At 62.4% G+C, this 16,181-nt stretch carries 12 protein-coding genes; 6 read left to right on the top strand and 6 right to left on the bottom strand.

Going from position 1 to position 16,181, the window contains the following annotated elements; translation table 11 throughout:
• Positions 1-133: 133 nt before the first annotated feature.
• The 6 genes from BUB04_RS16060 to BUB04_RS16035 all read right to left on the bottom strand — a co-directional run bounded on the left by BUB04_RS16060 (position 134) and on the right by BUB04_RS16035 (position 7,112).
• Positions 134-376 carry a hypothetical protein gene (locus tag BUB04_RS16060; protein WP_073041357.1) on the bottom strand — a complete coding sequence of 81 codons (243 nt, stop codon included), beginning with the start codon at positions 374-376 and terminating at the stop codon, positions 134-136.
• A 56-nt stretch (positions 377-432) separates the two neighbouring features.
• Positions 433-720 (bottom strand): GIY-YIG nuclease family protein, encoded by a 288-nt coding sequence (locus BUB04_RS16055; RefSeq protein WP_073041385.1) that lies wholly within the window; start codon positions 718-720, stop codon positions 433-435.
• A 363-nt stretch (positions 721-1,083) separates the two neighbouring features.
• On the bottom strand, positions 1,084-3,300 hold the full coding sequence (locus BUB04_RS16050) for an efflux RND transporter periplasmic adaptor subunit (RefSeq protein WP_073041383.1): 2,217 nt from the start codon (positions 3,298-3,300) through the stop codon (positions 1,084-1,086).
• A 106-nt stretch (positions 3,301-3,406) separates the two neighbouring features.
• Complete coding sequence (locus tag BUB04_RS16045; protein ID WP_218588488.1) at positions 3,407-3,682, bottom strand: YHS domain-containing protein; 276 nt, start codon at positions 3,680-3,682, stop codon at positions 3,407-3,409.
• Between the two features lie 40 nt (positions 3,683-3,722).
• The gene (locus tag BUB04_RS16040) at positions 3,723-5,162 is read right to left on the bottom strand and encodes a TolC family protein (protein WP_073041355.1); all 1,440 of its coding nucleotides are present in this window, start codon (positions 5,160-5,162) and stop codon (positions 3,723-3,725) included.
• 84 nt (positions 5,163-5,246) lie between these two features.
• A complete protein-coding gene (locus BUB04_RS16035; protein WP_073041353.1) occupies positions 5,247-7,112 on the bottom strand; it encodes an ABC transporter ATP-binding protein in 1,866 nt (621 codons plus the stop codon).
• 916 nt (positions 7,113-8,028) lie between these two features.
• Here BUB04_RS16035 and BUB04_RS16030 point away from each other — a divergent pair.
• From BUB04_RS16030 to BUB04_RS16005, 6 genes are all read left to right on the top strand, one after another.
• The gene (locus BUB04_RS16030) at positions 8,029-9,102 is read left to right on the top strand and encodes an ATP-binding protein (RefSeq protein WP_073041351.1); all 1,074 of its coding nucleotides are present in this window, start codon (positions 8,029-8,031) and stop codon (positions 9,100-9,102) included.
• Positions 9,103-9,145: 43 nt separating this feature from the next.
• Positions 9,146-10,999 carry an ATP-binding protein gene (locus BUB04_RS16025; protein ID WP_178372020.1) on the top strand — a complete coding sequence of 618 codons (1,854 nt, stop codon included), beginning with the start codon at positions 9,146-9,148 and terminating at the stop codon, positions 10,997-10,999.
• Between the two features lie 5 nt (positions 11,000-11,004).
• Positions 11,005-12,390 carry a sigma-54-dependent transcriptional regulator gene (locus BUB04_RS16020; RefSeq protein WP_073041347.1) on the top strand — a complete coding sequence of 462 codons (1,386 nt, stop codon included), beginning with the start codon at positions 11,005-11,007 and terminating at the stop codon, positions 12,388-12,390.
• A 545-nt stretch (positions 12,391-12,935) separates the two neighbouring features.
• Positions 12,936-13,427, top strand: coding sequence for a hypothetical protein (locus BUB04_RS16015; protein ID WP_073041345.1), 492 nt, complete (start codon positions 12,936-12,938; stop codon positions 13,425-13,427).
• 155 nt (positions 13,428-13,582) lie between these two features.
• Positions 13,583-14,494, top strand: coding sequence for a DUF3034 family protein (locus BUB04_RS16010; RefSeq protein WP_073041342.1), 912 nt, complete (start codon positions 13,583-13,585; stop codon positions 14,492-14,494).
• Between the two features lie 455 nt (positions 14,495-14,949).
• Positions 14,950-16,170 carry an ISL3 family transposase gene (locus tag BUB04_RS16005; RefSeq protein WP_073037867.1) on the top strand — a complete coding sequence of 407 codons (1,221 nt, stop codon included), beginning with the start codon at positions 14,950-14,952 and terminating at the stop codon, positions 16,168-16,170.
• Positions 16,171-16,181 lie beyond the last annotated feature (11 nt).

Here is a 16,181-nt window from a genome sequence, read left to right as displayed (position 1 = left end):
ACCTGCCCCAATGCCCGATCTGCGCCGTTCAACGCCCATTCGTCATCCCCGCGAAGCCCCGGCGGGCGGTGATCCAAAATTCATAGCCCGTTACGGACTCCCGCTTGCGCGGGAGTAACGATTGGGGGAGTTCTCAGACGAGCTCGTAGAAGCCGACCCGAGAATGAGCGAACTCCGTCGCTCGGCCTCCATCCGTCATCCCCGCGAAGCTTGTCCCCGGCTTGAACGGGGAGCGGGGATCCATGGTTTCCATCCCCGCATAGAATCCCCCCATGATCGGACACGTTGCTAGCAGCCTGTCCGACAACGGCAGATTGGCGCCGTTCAACGCCCATTCGTCATCCCCGCGAAAGCGGGGATCCAGGATTTCCAGCAACTTATGGACTCCCGCTTGCGCGGGAGTGACGGTTGGGGAAGTTCTAGGACAGTCTCCTAGAGATTTTCATAAAGGTCCTGCCAGTATGGGTTCTCTTTCTCTATCAATGCGATCTTCCATTTTCGGCGCCACTTTTTGATTCTCTTCTCTTTCGTTATCGCTGCCTCTGCGGATTCGTGCACTTCGAAATACACAAGGTCTTTTACTCCATATTTTTTCGTAAATCCTTCCACGAGTCCGGACTTGTGTTCCCAGACTCTTTTTTTGAGATCAGACGTTACTCCAACATAAAGAGTACCATTCTTACGGCTGGCAAGTATGTACACGTAGAATTGTTTGGTCATGACATTGATGTCCTTGCCGTTTGTAAGATCGTGCATCCCGACGGAGGTTATCATCATCTTTCGCGGCAACTGGGAACCAACGGCGCCAAGCCAACTGTGGATTCCCGCTTTCGCGGGAATGACGTGTTAGATGGTTCTGCGATAGCTTGACGTACACCCGACCCTCAAAGGGATCTGAAAGATCGTCCGATAACTGCTCATTACCCGCCTTGCGACCCCTGGAGGATGACACGCTGAATCACTTATGAAACCGTGTGCCGTGGCCGAGGCAGAGCCTCGGCGGGATGGGTCGCGAAGCGAAGCCCCGGGAGCGGACACAAAGTGCTGTCGGCCTCTTCCCGGACCACTCTCGTGGCCGCGCGTCTACCGGATCACTTCCAACACTTCGCCGCAGCCGAGCATCTTCTCCCCGTAGTAAGGGTTGCGCACCGTGTCGTCGGGTTGGAGCCAGGTGGCCCCCTGCCCTTCGAAGGCCATGGGGCACTTGATCCGATACAGGGGCTTGCCCGCACCCAGGCCGAAGTCCTTGGCCATGACCGCCGCGGCCTCGGACAGAATGGCGAAGCACTTTCGAAGGGTTTCCACGTCCTTGGATCCCTCCATGAGGGCCAGGGCCTTGCGGATGTTTTCCAGCACCTGCATCCATTTCATGTGGGCCTCTCCCTGGAGCAGGCTCATATCCACGGATTCCAGGGCCGTGCGGGTCCTTTCCACGGCCGCCAGGGCCGCTTCGGTCTTGTCCGCCGCCAGGGCCTCGTGGGCCTCCAGGTAAGAGTCGATCACCCGCCGAAGCTGGTTTCGGAAGGCTTCCGGCACCTCCAGGGGCTTGGACGCCTCGGCCATCTTGGCGTGGTCCAGGCCGAAGCCGGCCATGAGCCGATGCACGTGCCCTTCCAGGCTCGCAAAAGCGTCCCGGCGCTCCCCGGGCTTCTTGGCGTCCAGGCCCACGACCACGTCGTTTTTGAGCAGCATGGACAGTTCGTCCCAGACCATCCAGGGGTGACCGTCCACGAGACCGTCATCCACCCGATCCAGGGCGTTTTTCAGGTTTCCGTAGGCGGTGCGCGCCGCCGTCCAATCATCGGCCGCCACCGCATCCCGCACGGACTGGAAGGCCGACATCACCGCCATGAGCTGCTGGCGAAAGGCGTCGGGGACTTCCAGGGCGCCGCCGGTTGCACCGCTTTCAGCGGCCGCCGGGGCCGAATCCCCGTGATGGTGCATGCCGCCGCCACCGCCCCCTTCGGGCGTCATCATGCTGGGTTTGGCCAGAATCTGCACGGCGCTGTCGATCTTGAAGTTGCCGTGGGTGACCACCTTTTCGCCTTCGCGCAGTCCGTAGCGAACCACGTAGTAGCGGTCGGCCCGGGGTCCCAGCACCACTTCCCGGCCCTCATAGGTTCCCGGCCGGTCCGGGATCTCCACGTAGACCACCGCCCGCTTGCCGGTGAGCAGGGGCGCGCTGGCCGGGATGACCAGCGGCGGGCGATCTCCGTCCACGGTGGCATGCAGCACGGCCCGGGCGAACATGCCCGGTCGAAGCCTTCCGTCGGGATTGGGCACGTCCACGCGGACCTTGATGGTGCGCGTCTTCTCATCCAAGAAAGGATCAATGAACGATACGGTCCCGGCAAACTCCTCTCCGGGATAGGACTCCGTTTCGAACCGAACCCGGTCGCCAACGCGGATCCAGGACAGATCCGACTCGTAAGCATCCAGCTTGAGCCACAGGGAGGACAGATCCGCAATGGTGTAGATGCGGGTGCCCGTCTTGACGTACATCCCCTCGAAGCCGTCCTTATGGACCACGGTGCCGCTCATGGGCGCCAGGATGGTCATGTGGTCCGACGGGGCCCCGCGCCGGAGGATTTCCTGGATCTGGGCGTCGGTCAGGCCCCAGAGGCGGAGCTTTTCCTTGGCGGACTGGATGGTCTGGGCCGCCGTGGAGCGCAGAGACTCCAGCCCGCTTTTGCGCAGATCCCCCGCAGCGCGCACCGCGTGGATCAATTCCGACTGGGCCGCCAGCAGGTCCGGGCTGTAGAGATAGACCATGGGCTGTCCCTTCTCCACCACGGTGCCGGTGAAGTCCACGTAGAGTCGGTCTAAACGGCCGGCGATCCAGGAGGTGATGTAGGCCATGCGCCGTTCATCGTAGGTGAGCTTGCCCACCATCCGCAGGGTCACCTCCACGGGCTTGCGCTCCACGGGGCTCGTCTGGACCTGGGCAAGCTTGCGTGCGGTTTCGGAAAGCACCAGTCGCCTCATGGGCGCCTTCCCGCCCTTGGCGCCCCCCTCTTCCTCGGTGGCCGGGATGAGATCCATGCCGCAGATGGGACACTTGCCCGGATTGGGAAGCCGAATCTGCGGGTGCATGGAACAGGTCCAGATCTGGACCTTCTTTTCCCCGCCGTGGTCGTGCTGGGCATGGGCCGTGCCGACCATCGCGGGCGCATTCCCGGTGTCCGTCCGCCGCCCTTCGTCAGGGCCGTTCCAGCCCCCCAGGATGACGGCCGCCACCGCCGCGACCGCCAGCGCTTTCCACCCGTGCCTCTTGAATTTTTCTGCCGCCCGCCGTTTCATCGTTCGCCTTTCTCCCGCCGCGTCCGTCACGCCTCCAAACCCTTTCCGTCCATTCGCGATTTTCAAATGGATCGGCCCCCGGGGCGCACCGGGGGCCGTGGCTCCATCAACTGCCCGATGGAGCGTTTTCCAGTTCCACGCCTTCCGCTTCCAGCTTCTTCATGTACTTGTCCGGATTCTTTTTGAATTCATCCGGGCAGGCGGGACAGCAGAAGTAGATCCTCTTTCCCTGGTAGTCCACATGGATGTCCTTGTTGATGGCGCCTCCCATCACCGGGCACTTTTCCTGGGGATGGCCGCCTGCGGCCGCCAGACCGGCCCCCAGGGTTCCCAGGGCAAACATCAGGGCCATGGCCGTTACGATCCACTTTCTTCTCGTCATCTTCTCATCCTCCGTTCTTTTCCGAGTTTCACCGATTGACTCAGTTCCCGCGATTCGCCTTCTCACGGCCCTCTGCGGGAACCTCCTCCAGAAAGCGCCCGACGAGCCTTTCCACTTCCGCCAGTCGCTGCGCCTTGTCCGCCTCGGCCCGCTCGTAGGCCAGCTCAAACTCCAGGAGCATCCGCTGGGCATCGATCACGTCCAGATATCCCCCCAGGCCCGTTTCGAAATCCTGCAGGCTCACCTGCAGGGCCTGTTGCGCCTTGGGGATGAGCCCGTTCTTGTAGAGATCGATGCGCCGCTCCGCGTCCCGCAGCCTGTAGAGCACCATGGCGAGCTGGGCGGCCAAATCGTTGCGTTTCTCCTCCAGGTTCTTTCCGGCCGCTTGCCATCGCAACCGCGCTTCCCGCACTCCCGCGTCGTACTTGTCCCACCAGATGGGGAGATTGAGGGAAAGGTTCACGGCCACCGGATTCTTGCCGCTGTCCGGGGTGGAGGGGTTCAGCGCCTCGCCCGTGTCCACCGTTTCCACGCCGACCGTTACGTCCGGGTAGTAGTTCTTGCGCGCCAGAGCCTCACCCGCTTTTTCCTTGTCCACGAGGCGGCTCAGCGCTTTCAGCTCCGGATTGGCTTCCAGCAGCCAGCCCCGGGCCTCGGTGTCCGAAAAGGCCAGCGGATCCAGCCGGACGGGATCCGGCCACGGCAAGTCCCCGTCCTGAGGGCGGTTGAGGGCGGCGTTGAGTTCCCGGGAGATCGGTCCGCGCAGATCCTCCAGGGTCTTCAACCGATCCTCCAAGCGGCCCAGTTCCATCTGGAGCCGGACCAGGGGTCCGTAGGGAGTCAGGGAACCGGCGTAGCGGGTCTGGAGGACCCGTTCCAGATGCTTCAGCAGCCGGATGTTTTCCTCCGTGACCGCCACGGCCTGCCGCAGATAGGCGTATTCGAAGTAGGCCTTCTTCACCCTTTCGAAAAGTTTCCACTTGGCCGCCTCGTAAAGAGCCTTCTTGGCTTCGGCCTCGCGGGCCGCCACGTCGCCCCTGAGTTCCAGCTTGCTCAGCCACGGGAAGGTCTGGGCCAGAGCGAACCTCTGGCGCTGGGGTCCCACCCGTGTTTCCACCCGCTCCACGAAGTAGGCGTAGGTAAAGCGCGGATCGGGCAGGCTCCGCACCTGGGGGATCTTCCACAGGGCGGCCTTCCACTGCTCGAAGGCCGCCCGGAGTCCCGGGTTGTGGAGCGCCGCGTAGGTCAGGTAGTCCTGGAGCGTGGGGCGATCGGGCAAGGGCTTTTCGTCTTCCGAAAGACCCAGATCCCCGGGCAGAGTGGTCTGCAGCTCGTCGAGATCGTTCCAGCCGCCGACGAGGCCCGGCCCGTGGCCGCCTCCCCCCGCGCACCCGGCTAACGCCGCCAGCACCAGCAGCACCCAGGCGCCCCTCGCGGTGGCTGTCCGGGTCAACCATCTCGTTCGCTCACGTCCCTTCATGACCTTCCTCACAATGCTCCTTAGGGTTTCATGCCGTAAGCCCCAAGAGCCGATCGTAAAATGGAAATACCCCCGGGCTTTGCATCAACCTACCGGTGCCCGGGAAGAGTCCTCGCCCGCCTGCTGCGATTCCCACAGACGCCGGTACAGGCCGTCGGCCCGGATCAGGTCCTCGTGCCGGCCCGACTCCACAACCTTCCCGCCCGACAGGACCACGATTCTGTCGAAATCCATGATCGTGGCCAACTGGTGGGTCACCATGAAGGTGGTGCGCCCCCGGGTGAGCCGGCCGATGGCCTCCATGACCCGCTTTTCCGATGCGGCGTCCAGGCCCACGGTGGGCTCATCCAGGATCACGATGGGGGCGTCGCGAAGGATGGCCCGGGCGATGGCAAGCCGCCTTTTCTGGCCGCCGGAAAGACCACCCCCGCCTTCCCCCAGCTGCGTATCGTAGCCCTGGGGAAGACGCTGGATGAAATCATGGGCTCCCGCCGCCCGGGCCGCGGCCGTGATCTCCTCTTCCGACGCCCCCGGCTTGGCCATGGCGATGTTTTCCCGAACGCTCATGCGGAAAATATAGGAATCCTGCAGCACCACCGCCATCTGACCCCGAAGGGAGGCGAGGGTGAAATCCCGGATGTCGCGACCGTCGATGGCCACCGTTCCGCGGTCGGGATCGTAGAGGCGCATGAGAAGGTGCAGGATGGTGGACTTGCCGCTGCCCGAATCGCCCACCAGAGCCACCCGCTCGCCGGCGGCCGCGGCCAGGCGAAAATCCTGCAGGATCGGATGGTCCTTTTCGTAGCCGAACCACACATCCCGAAACTCCACGTGCCCACGGAACCGGGGAGCCGGAACGGCATGGGGCAGGTCGGACGCCCCCACCTCCAGGGGATTCAAGGCCATGATCTCCTCGATGCGCTCCAGGGCCGCCGCCGACTTGGCCCACCGGCTCGCGAACTTGCTCAGTTCCCGGATGGGCTTGAAGAGGCTGTTCAGGTAGCTCAAAAAGACCATGAGCTGGCCCACCGTGAGGCACCCGTGGATGATCCGAAGGATCCCCACAAAGAGAACCAGAAGCGACGTGGCCCCCACCAGCATGTCCATGGAGGCGGTGAGCATGCCCTGGAAACGCCCCGCCCGTACGGCATGCTCGGCGCTCTCCCGCCCCCCTTCCAGAAAGTCGTCGATGATCTCGCTTTCCAGCGACAGGCTCGTCACGGCCTTGTGGTAGTAGAAGGCCTCCTGAACGTTGGAGGCCAGAGCCCCCTCGATGCGCCGCTGCTTGCGCACCGCCTCCCGGGTGCGGCGGGAAAAGAAAACGTTGGCCCAGTAGACCACCGGAATCACCATGAGGAAGGTGAGCGCGTAGATCCAGTCCATGGTGAAGGAGACGACCAGAATGCCCACAATGGTGGGAAGACTCCGAATGAGCACCGTGAGGATCGATTCCAGGATGTCCTGGGCGTCGGCCGTATCCTTGGAAATACGGCTGGTAAGATCCCCCGTGCGGGCTTTCTCGAAATAGTTATGGGGAAGCGCCACCAGGTGGGAAAAGAGCCTCTCCCGGATGGTGAGCACCACGCGCTGCCCCAGGGAGGCCAACGCCATGTTCTGAACGTAGAGCAACAGCGCGTTGCCGCAGTAGATGAGAGCCAGCAGGAAGATCCCCTGAAAGAGAAAGTGGAAGCGGTCCTCCTGGACAAACCCCCGCACCGACACCAGGATGAACTCCATCAGATTGTAACGGGCCGCCAGGTCGTGGGCCTCCGCAGGGTTCTTTACCACGTGATCGATCATGGACCGCAGCGGCCACGGCTGGGCGAGCGTGAGGAGCGTCTGCCCCGCCATGGCCGCCGCCACCAGCAAAGCCGCCTTCCAGTGAAGGCGCACCGCGCTCGCCAGCTGGGTGGGGCGAGGGTGCGATTTCCGGGATGCTCGTTGCGTCATCTTTCAGCCTTCCTCCGGTGGAGCGGAAACATCGGGAAGACACGCGATCGTGTCCCCCTCTGCCCTCCCTTTTGCCGTGCCGCCGAACGATCGACCGTCCGGAGCCCCGGCGCCTGGGAGAAGAAGCAACTTGGGTGCCAGATGGCCAAACGTGGGGACCCGCCAGTGGATTTCCGTGGCGGCGGGGGCGGATCGCGGACTGTCCCGCCGGCCTTGAAAGATTCTTTCATCTCCATGGAAAAACCCTTTCCATCAAAGTGAAACATTCTTTCACATGCCCGGGAAGCCCCGGATCCTTTGGGGGCTGTCCCAGAACGCCGCCAATGAGATCGTTTCGCGTAGCGCAGCCCTTTAGGGCTGCGGAGGAATCCCCGGCCGTCGGATGGGTCATCGCGTATTTTCTGTCACTTCATGGAGTTATGATTGTCCTTTCCGCGGGGCTGAAGCCCCGCGGCTACGATGAGAGGGGGGCACGGCCTTCTAAGCCGGAAAAACATTGTCGGACAGCCTCCTGGGAGCGTGTCCGAGAACGGCAGATTTGCGCCGTTCAACGCCCATTCGTCATCCCCGCGAAGCTTGTCCCCGGCTTGAACGGGGAGCGGGGATCCCGGATTTTCGGCAACTTATGGACTCCCGCTTGCGCGGGAGTGACGGGTGGCGGCGTTTTCGGAGAGCCTCCTGGGAGCCTGTCCGAGAACTGCTTTCTCCCGGGAGCGCGGACGTCTCGCCCGCACCCCATGCGGGCCGGAGGCCCGCGCTCCCGGAGAGGATCACCATGGGGGAACCGCCCTTCTCTTTTCCCGCCGTTGCACGAAAACCCTCTCACGGGCCGATGACTGGCGCGATCGTTGCTTCCTTGTCAATCAACCCCGGCCGGTGCCGGCCTTCGCAAGCAATCCATTCGGAGGAAAGTCCCATGAACTTGAATCATTCTAATGAACCGAATCAACCAGGCAAAGGTCTCACGGGAATTCTGGCCTGCGCGGCCGTGGCCGTGACCGTCCTGCACTACACCACGCCCATGGACCGCCTGGCCTTTCACACCCTGTACCGGGACCTCTACTTCCTCATCGTCCTCACGGCCTCCTTTTTCGGCGGCGCCAAGACCGGCCTGTGGATGGCGGGCGCCATCTCGGTCGTGTACGCCCCCCACGTGGCCATGACCTGGAAGGCCCAGCCCGGTGTGAACATCGGAAACCTCCTGCAGATCGCGCTCTTTCTTCTGAGCGCCGCGGTGGTGGGGGTCCTGAGCGACCGGGAAAAGAAACGGCTGCAGGACCTGCACCACGCCTGGAACCTGGCTTCCCTTGGCCGTGCCACCCTGGCCCTTTCTTCGGAAATCCACGACCTGCTCACCCTTACCCGAGAGATCCTGCGAAAGGAGAGCGTCTCGCAGCCGGGCCGCAGCGACCTGCGGCGCGTCATGGAAAAGCTGAGCGTTCTGGAACAGTCCTTGGCGCACTTCAATCCGGAGGCCCTGGGGCAAAGCCGGGAGTTTCTGCCTCCGGACGAGATGCTCGAGAGAGAACGGGAGCGCTTTCAGAAGACCTTGAACGCTCACGGCGTTCGGCTGGAGATGGATCTCGGCGCCGGAGACGCCCTCGTTTACGGCAACCGCGCCGACCTCCTGTGGCTGGTGGATCAGCTGGTCCGAAACGCCGCGGACGTCTCACCGCCCGGAACCACCGTCTCTCTGACCTCCCGGGCGGATACTTCCTCCTACCATCTGAAGGTCCGGGACCAGGGCCCCGGCATTCCCGAAGAGAACCTGGAAAAGGTCTTCACCCCGTTCTTTTCCACCAAGCACCGGGGAACGGGCCTGGGGCTCTCGGTTTGCCGAAAGATCGTCTCGGACCACGAGGGGGCCATCATAGTGGAGAGCCGCCCCGGGGCGGGGACCGCCTTCCATGTGTCCCTTCCCCTTGCCTTCGGGGAGAAGACGGGCCACCATGAAGGCGATTCGGCTCGTGAACCGTCGGAAAGGTCGTGAACCGCCCGGATCGATCCCCTTCCCCTTCAGACCGGAGGCCCTCGTGCCCAAACGGATCTTCCATCGCTTTCTTCTGGTATTGGCCCTGCTGACGGCCCTGCCCGTGGGCCTCATGGGAATCGCCTCCTATTCCCTGGCGAAGAGGACCCTCATCGGCACGGCCCTCATGCACATGGAAACCATCGCCGAAGACCACCGAAACCACCTGGACTTCTGGTACCGGGAACGCTTGCAGGATCTGTCCACCCTGGCCTCGCTCCCCCTGGTTCGGATCGTCTGCTCCCATTGCAGCATGGCCGGATGCGCCATCGAATCGGGCGAAACCCTGGAGGCGGTGCGCGCATCGCTCCTTTCCGTGGCGGACAAGACCCCTTTTTATGAGGCCATGGCTCTCTACAGCGCCGACGGGCGCCTGCTGGCCGCCACGGGCCACGAAGACGACGCGGCGGAAACTTCCCCGCCGGGGCCGCCGCCCCATGAGCCTGTTTTCGGCACGCCCGTTCGCGGCCCGGACGGTCTCTGGCACGTGACCATTCGCGCACCCGTCCTGGGAGAAAATGGATCGGTTGTGGGGGCAGTGGAGGGAGTCGTGAACATGAGCCGCTCTCTGGATCCCATGATGACGGATCGGGCCGGGCTGGGAGTGTCGGGAAGGACCTATCTGCTCACGCCGGAAAGAGAGATCGTTACCCGAATTCACGGCCTGAAACCTCCGGCGGGCGAGGCGGGAAACCCCTCCCCCGATTCCAGCGCCATCCGGGAAGCGCTGGCCGGGCAGAGCGGATCCGGCATCTACAAGGATTTTGAAGGCCGGGAAGTGGTGGGCGCCTACCTGTGGCTGCCCCATTACCGACTGGGGCTTTTCGCCGAGATGGCCACCCGGGAGATTCTGGCGCCCGTCCGATGGATGCTCACCTGGACGGTGGGGACCGTGGCGGCGCTGCTTCTCATCTGCTTCGTCACGGCCCGGGTGGCGGCCGACAGGATGTCCCGGCCCATCGTGGCCATGAGCGAAGCGGCCCGGCGCATGGCCGACGGCGACTTTTCCGTGGAAATCGACGCGTCGCGCCGGGACGAGCTGGGGGTGCTGGCGGACAGCTTCAACGAGATGGCCCGGCGCACCGCGCAGACCTTGGAGGAACTCCGGGCCAACGAGCGTTCCCTTCGCCGGGCCTACGAAGCCCAAAAGGCCCTGCAGAACCGGCTGGTCCAATCGGAAAAGCTGGCCGCCGTGGGGGAGCTGGTGGCGGGGGTGGTCCACGAGATGCGAAACCCCCTTTCGTCGGTAAAGCTCAACCTCCAAATCCTCCGGCGCAGCCTGGGCCGGGAAGGCCCTCCGGCGGAACATTTCGCCATCGCCCTGGAGCAGGTGCAGCTCCTGGAAAATATGTTCCGGGACCTTCTGGACTACAGCAAGCCGCTCCAGCTCGACGCCCGCCCCGTCTCCCTGGAAGCCCTCGTGAACCGGGCCCTGGAGCAGGCCTCGGCGGAGGTCTCCCTGGACGGCGTGGAAGTGGAAAAGGATTTGGGACCCGGCCTGCCGAACGTCATGGCGGATGAAGAACGGGCGGTGCAGGTGCTGGTGAACGTGATCAAAAACGCCGTCCAGAACGCCGAAGGTTCCCTCGGCCTGCGATTTGAAGCGACTCTCAGGGACAACCCGACCGGATCGGACCCGGCGCTTCGCCTGTCCGTTCGGGATACGGGCCCCGGAATCCCGCCCCAGCACGTGCCCCGGCTCTTTCAGCCCTTTTTCACCACCCGCACCAAGGGCACGGGGCTGGGTCTTTCCATCGTGAAAAAGATCATGGACGCCCACGGCGGGAACGTGGGCGTCCAGAGCGAACCGGGACGGGGCACCACCGTCCATCTCGACTTTCCCATCTCAGGGAGGTAAGCCCGATGCAAACAATCCTCATCATTGACGACGATCCCTCCTTGGCACGCACCCTGGAGCTCTACTTCGCCGGCAAGGGGAGCCTCGTGCTGACGGCCGGAAACGCCCGGGACGGCCTGGCCCTGTGGGAAGCGGAAAGGCCGGACATGATCCTGCTGGACGTGCAGCTCCCGGACCTGGAAGGCCCCCAGGTGCTCAAGGAAGCCAAGGCCCGGAATTATGCGGGCGACGTCATCATGATCACCGCCTTTCAGGACACGGAGGCCACCCTGGAGGCCATCCGCCACGGGGCCGTGGACTACCTCTACAAGCCCCTGGACCTGGACGCCCTGGACCTTCTCATCGAAAAGGTGGCGAGGCGAAAGGAAGAGCGCCAGGAACTGGCCCGGCTGAGCCACGTGATCACCGAGGTGCAGAAGCCCAACCAGATCGTGGGCCGAAGCCCGGCGATCCTGGAGGTGGTCAAGGCCATCGCCCGGGTGGCCCAGAGCCCCACGCCGGTGCTCATTCAGGGGGAAACCGGGACGGGCAAGGAACTCATCGCTCAGACCATCCACGAACAGTCGGCACCCCGGGAACCGTTCGTGGCCATCAATTGCGCGGCCATGGTGCCCACGCTCCTGGAAAGCGAGCTTTTCGGCCACGAAAAGGGCGCCTTCACGGGCGCCGTCACCCGCAAGATGGGAAAGATCCAGCTGGCCGGGGCCGGCACCCTCTTCCTGGACGAAATCGGCGAAATGCCCCTGGACCTTCAGGCCAAGCTGCTGCGGGTCCTGGAAACGCGGGAATACCAGAGAGTGGGGGGACTGGAATCCCTGCCGCTCAAGGCGCGGATCGTGGCCGCCACCAACCGGGACCTGGAGCGCATGGTGCGGGAAAACCGCTTCCGGGAAGATCTCTACTTCCGCCTCAAGGTGTTCGTGATCCACATCCCGCCGCTTCGGGAACGACCGGAAGACATCGTCCCTTTGTGCGAATACTTCCTGACCCGCCTCAACGCGGAACTGAACAAGAAGGTCACCCGCATCCCCCGCCGCTACCTGGAGCTCTTCCAGGCCTACCCGTGGCCGGGGAACGTCCGGGAGCTCTACAACATCCTGCGCCGGGCCGTGATCCACTCCCCCGACGAGGTGCTGCTCCTGGACGAAGGCTGGCTCCAGCCCCCTTCCGCACCCCCGCGGGACCAAGACTCCGGCACCGACCCGTGGGTTCCGGAAAGCCTGGAAGAGGTGGAACGGCGCCATATCGAGCGGGTGCTTCGCTACACGGGAGGAAACTACGGGAGGGCGTGCGAGATCCTGGGCATCAGCCGTCCCACGCTCCGAAAGAAGATCCACGATTACGGGCTTTCCTCCCTGGCCGAAGAACTTCGCACGACCCTGTCGCCGTGAAACCGCCGAATACCTTTTTATCATCGCCCGCCACCGTGGCGGGAAGGCTTCTTCTTTGCCTTTTCGGAGGATGGAAAACGCCCCGTCCTTCCCGGTCCGTTGAGCCGCGGCTTCCAGGACGGAAATGCCCACGGAGGCTTCAATGGCTCGTTTCTTGATCCGGCGTTTTTATAACCCCAATCCGGGCGATTCTTTCCCTGTGTTTTCTTCCCTCCGCGCAATGAGTGGGCGGGAATAAACCCCGCTCCCGCCCCAAAGGCTCCTCTGCCTTCGTAGGGGATGGCTTTGCGCCCGCCCGCTGGAATCTCGCGATAGCAGGAAATCGTCCGATTCAGGATAATAGAAGATTCCTTTCCAACGCTTGAAAGCTTCCTTCAACTCACCCAGCCGGCTTCCCGAGCTCCTTAAAGCTATTTAATTGATTTTACGCTTGTTTTTGCTTGTCACCCGTCTGGCATCATCGTTGCTCCAACAACGGAGCGCGTGCGGGAACCGGAGGTTACCGGTTCCATCAACCCACTTCACATCCACGAAAGGAGTGACCCATGAGAAAGCATTTGTTTGTGCTCACCTTGGTCTTGGCACTTGCCTTGGGCATCGGTACCGGGTGGGCCGGTATGGGAGGAGGCGGTCACGGCGGGGGAGGATCCTCTGGAGGCATGGGCGGAGCCAGCCACGGCTCCGGTGCCATGGGCGGCTGGGGCTCCGACGGGGCCCAAAACACGATGGGGCATGGATCCCACGCAGGACAACACCAAGGCCACACCATGGATCAGCACGCCATGATGGGCCACAACATGGACATGATGTCCCAGATGCTGGACCAGATGAACGAGATCATGGACTCGGGAAGAGTCAACCCATCGCAGCAGGCCCAAATGCAGCAGATGATGTCCGAACTGGGCGGAATGCTCCAACAGATGGGCTCCCCGGCCCAGACGCCCCAACAGCAGCGGCAGATCGAAGAGCGCCTCCACCTGATGCAGCAGCGGGTCGTATCCATGCAGCGGCAGATAGGCCTGACCCCGGCCCCGTGAGACGCTGAGGAAGAACAGACGCTTCGCCCGGTTCCTCGTCCATGCGCCACCGACGGGCCCGCCGGCCGTCCCTCCCGCTGATCGAGCCTTGGGCGCCGGGACCGCGAAGCGGAATCACACATCCAGGAATAGTAGAGAAAAGAAGGAGGAAAAAGATGAACATGAGGTTGGTTTCTCTGTGGTGCATGGCCCTGGCGGTTGGCGCCCTGCTCGCCTCCCCTTCGTGGGCTGCTCCCCCCCTGCCGCTCCACACGGTGGAAGGCTACGGCGGAGTGGCCATCACCGGATCGGCCTACTTGACCAATCCGCCGGAAAACGGGTCGGTCGTGGGCCTTCCCAGCGTGGGCGTGGGAGGCGTCTACACCCCCAACGGTCGCGCCTTCGCCTTCGCCACCATCACGGAAACCTTTTTTGACCGCATCGAGCTGGGCTACGGATTCAACGTGCTCAACCTGCACGATCTTCCCTCCGATGTGGCGGCGGCCACGGGAATCGACATCGGAGACGACCGGGTGTACCTGCACAACCTGAACCTCCGATTGAATCTCCTCAAGGAGGGGGCCTTTCAAACCAGTTGGGTCCCGGCGGTCACGGTGGGCGTCCACTACAAGAAGGTGGAAAAACTGGCCGACATCGATGAAGCCCTTGGAGGGGCCTTGACCAATGCAGGCATCGAAGACACGGCAGGATTCGATTTCACCCTCTACGCATCCAAGCTCATCAAGGCTCTCCCCCGCCCGGTGCTCCTCAACCTGGGCGTTCGTAACAGCGAAGCAGCCCACATCGGTCTTCTGGGCTTTACGGGAGACAGGGAATTCCTCCTGGAAGGAAACGTGGTGGTCTTCGTCACCGACCGGTTCCTGTTGGGGGCCGAGTATCGGCAGAAGCCGGACAACTACACCCCCATCAACGGTCTCGTGGAACCGGAGGACGACTGGTGGTCCATCGTGGCCGCCTACGTGATCGACGATCATTTCACGGTTTCGGGCGGCGTCTTCAATTTCGGCGAAGTCCTCAACCACTATGACAACGGCGCGATCGGCGTCAAAATCAAGTACGAATTCTGAGTTCCCCTCCGACAAGTCGCCCCCCCAACGCCACGGCGCGACCGGCGGTCTCACCGCCTTCGACGGCACGGCATTCCCCTTGAGGCAGGCCGCCGGTCGCGTTACAGTCCCTCCAGGACGTCGTCCCATTCGCACTGCACCACGGACCGGGCGGGGAAAAGATGAGGGCTCTTCGCTGTTTTGTGTGGAAACCGCAAAAAAACTGATGCGAAAGCGTTAGCTTCGGCGGCCCCCTTTCCAAAGACGCTAGCATGGGCGGAGGTGATGTCAAGACCAAGCCCTTCGGGTGCTATCGCAGTCTTGACATCACCTCCTTGCCCATGCTGTGTGGAAAGTAGGCCGACGGCGAGAGGATGGCCTCCTCCAGCCTCCGGCTCAAGGATGTTAGCGGTGTTCGGCCATGCGGGCTCGACGATCACATCTGTTGACACAAGGCGCAAGAGGTGTTTTCCCGGATGAAAACTGAAGAGCTCTTCCAGGTTGCTTTGTCGCTCACCCCACCTTGGTATGTTCATAAGATTACCTTTGATCCCGAGCGGCAGGTTCTCGACATCGAGCTGAACTTCGAGCCGGGAGCCCAGTTCCCTTGTCCGGTGTGCGGCTCAGAAGGTTGCAAGGTCTACGACAGCTCGCAAAAAACCTGGAGACACCTCAACTTCTTCCAACACGAATGTTACCTGCATGCGCGCCTTCCCAGGGTCCGATGTGGCCACTGCGGCGTTAAGACCCTCAATGTGCCTTGGGCCAGACCTGGAAGCGGTTTTACCCTTCTATTTGAAGCTTTCATCTTGCAGCTCGCAAAAGAGATGCCCGTCAATGCCGTGGCCCGACTGATCGGAGAACACGATACCCGCATCTGGCGGGTGATCGATCACTATGTGCAAGAGGCCAGAACCAGAGAGGATTTCTCGAAAGTCCGAAAGGTCGGCATCGACGAGACTTCGTCCAAGCGGGGCCACAATTACATTACGGTCTTTGTCGATCTCGACAGACGAAAGGTGATCTTCGTCGCACCGGGCAAAGACTCCCAAACCGTCAAAGCCTTTCGTGATGACCTCAGGGCCCACGGAGGCAAGACGGAAAACATCGTTGAAGTCTGCTGTGACATGTCTTCGGCCTACATAAGCGGCGTGTCCGAAACCTTCCCCGATGCTGAGCTGACCTTCGATAAATTCCATGTGGTCAAGATCCTCAACGATGCCGTCGACCAAGTCCGGCGTCAGGAGCAGAAGGAACGGCCGGAGTTGAAAGGAAGTCGTTTCCTCTGGTTGAAGAATGAGATCCACCTCACCCCCAAGCAGAAAGAGTTGCGAGAAGCGTTGAGCATGAAAAGGCTTCACCTGAAAACGGCTCGTGCCTACCGCATCAAGTTGGCTTTCCAGCAGTTCTATGAACAGCCCCTCGAACACGCAGAAGAGTACCTTAAGCGCTGGTTTTTCTGGGCAACCCACAGCCGCTTAGAGCCGATTATCAAGGCAGCCTACACGATCAAGAATCATTGGCAGGGAATCTTGCGATGGTTCCGTTCTCGAGTCACCAATGGCATTCTCGAGGCCATCAACGGCCTGATCCAAGCGGCGAAGAGAAAGGCCCGTGGGTACCGCAACAGCCAGAATCTCATCACGATGGTCTACCTCATTGCCGGGAAGTTAGATTTGGCTATCCATTTGAAGTAGCGAAGAGGCAA

The organism is Desulfacinum infernum DSM 9756 (genome assembly GCF_900129305.1).
Classification (GTDB): Bacteria; Desulfobacterota; Syntrophobacteria; order Syntrophobacterales; family DSM-9756; genus Desulfacinum; species Desulfacinum infernum.
Note: the sequence above shows the minus strand (reverse complement) of the source record. Positions and strands in the feature narration are given on the sequence as shown.

Excerpts from the sequence above, each read along its gene's own strand:
- BUB04_RS16045 (WP_218588488.1), bottom strand. The coding sequence starts at position 3,682 with ATGACGAGAAGAAAGTGGATCGTAACGGCCATGGCCCTGATGTTTGCC.
- BUB04_RS16020 (WP_073041347.1), top strand. The coding sequence starts at position 11,005 with ATGCAAACAATCCTCATCATTGACGACGATCCCTCCTTGGCACGCACC.
- BUB04_RS16005 (WP_073037867.1), top strand. The coding sequence starts at position 14,950 with ATGAAAACTGAAGAGCTCTTCCAGGTTGCTTTGTCGCTCACCCCACCT.
- BUB04_RS16030 (WP_073041351.1), top strand. The coding sequence starts at position 8,029 with ATGAACTTGAATCATTCTAATGAACCGAATCAACCAGGCAAAGGTCTC.
- BUB04_RS16010 (WP_073041342.1), top strand. The coding sequence starts at position 13,583 with ATGAACATGAGGTTGGTTTCTCTGTGGTGCATGGCCCTGGCGGTTGGC.
- BUB04_RS16055 (WP_073041385.1), bottom strand. The coding sequence starts at position 720 with ATGACCAAACAATTCTACGTGTACATACTTGCCAGCCGTAAGAATGGT.
- BUB04_RS16040 (WP_073041355.1), bottom strand. The coding sequence starts at position 5,162 with ATGAAGGGACGTGAGCGAACGAGATGGTTGACCCGGACAGCCACCGCG.
- BUB04_RS16050 (WP_073041383.1), bottom strand. The coding sequence starts at position 3,300 with ATGAAACGGCGGGCGGCAGAAAAATTCAAGAGGCACGGGTGGAAAGCG.
- BUB04_RS16035 (WP_073041353.1), bottom strand. The coding sequence starts at position 7,112 with ATGACGCAACGAGCATCCCGGAAATCGCACCCTCGCCCCACCCAGCTG.
- BUB04_RS16015 (WP_073041345.1), top strand. The coding sequence starts at position 12,936 with ATGAGAAAGCATTTGTTTGTGCTCACCTTGGTCTTGGCACTTGCCTTG.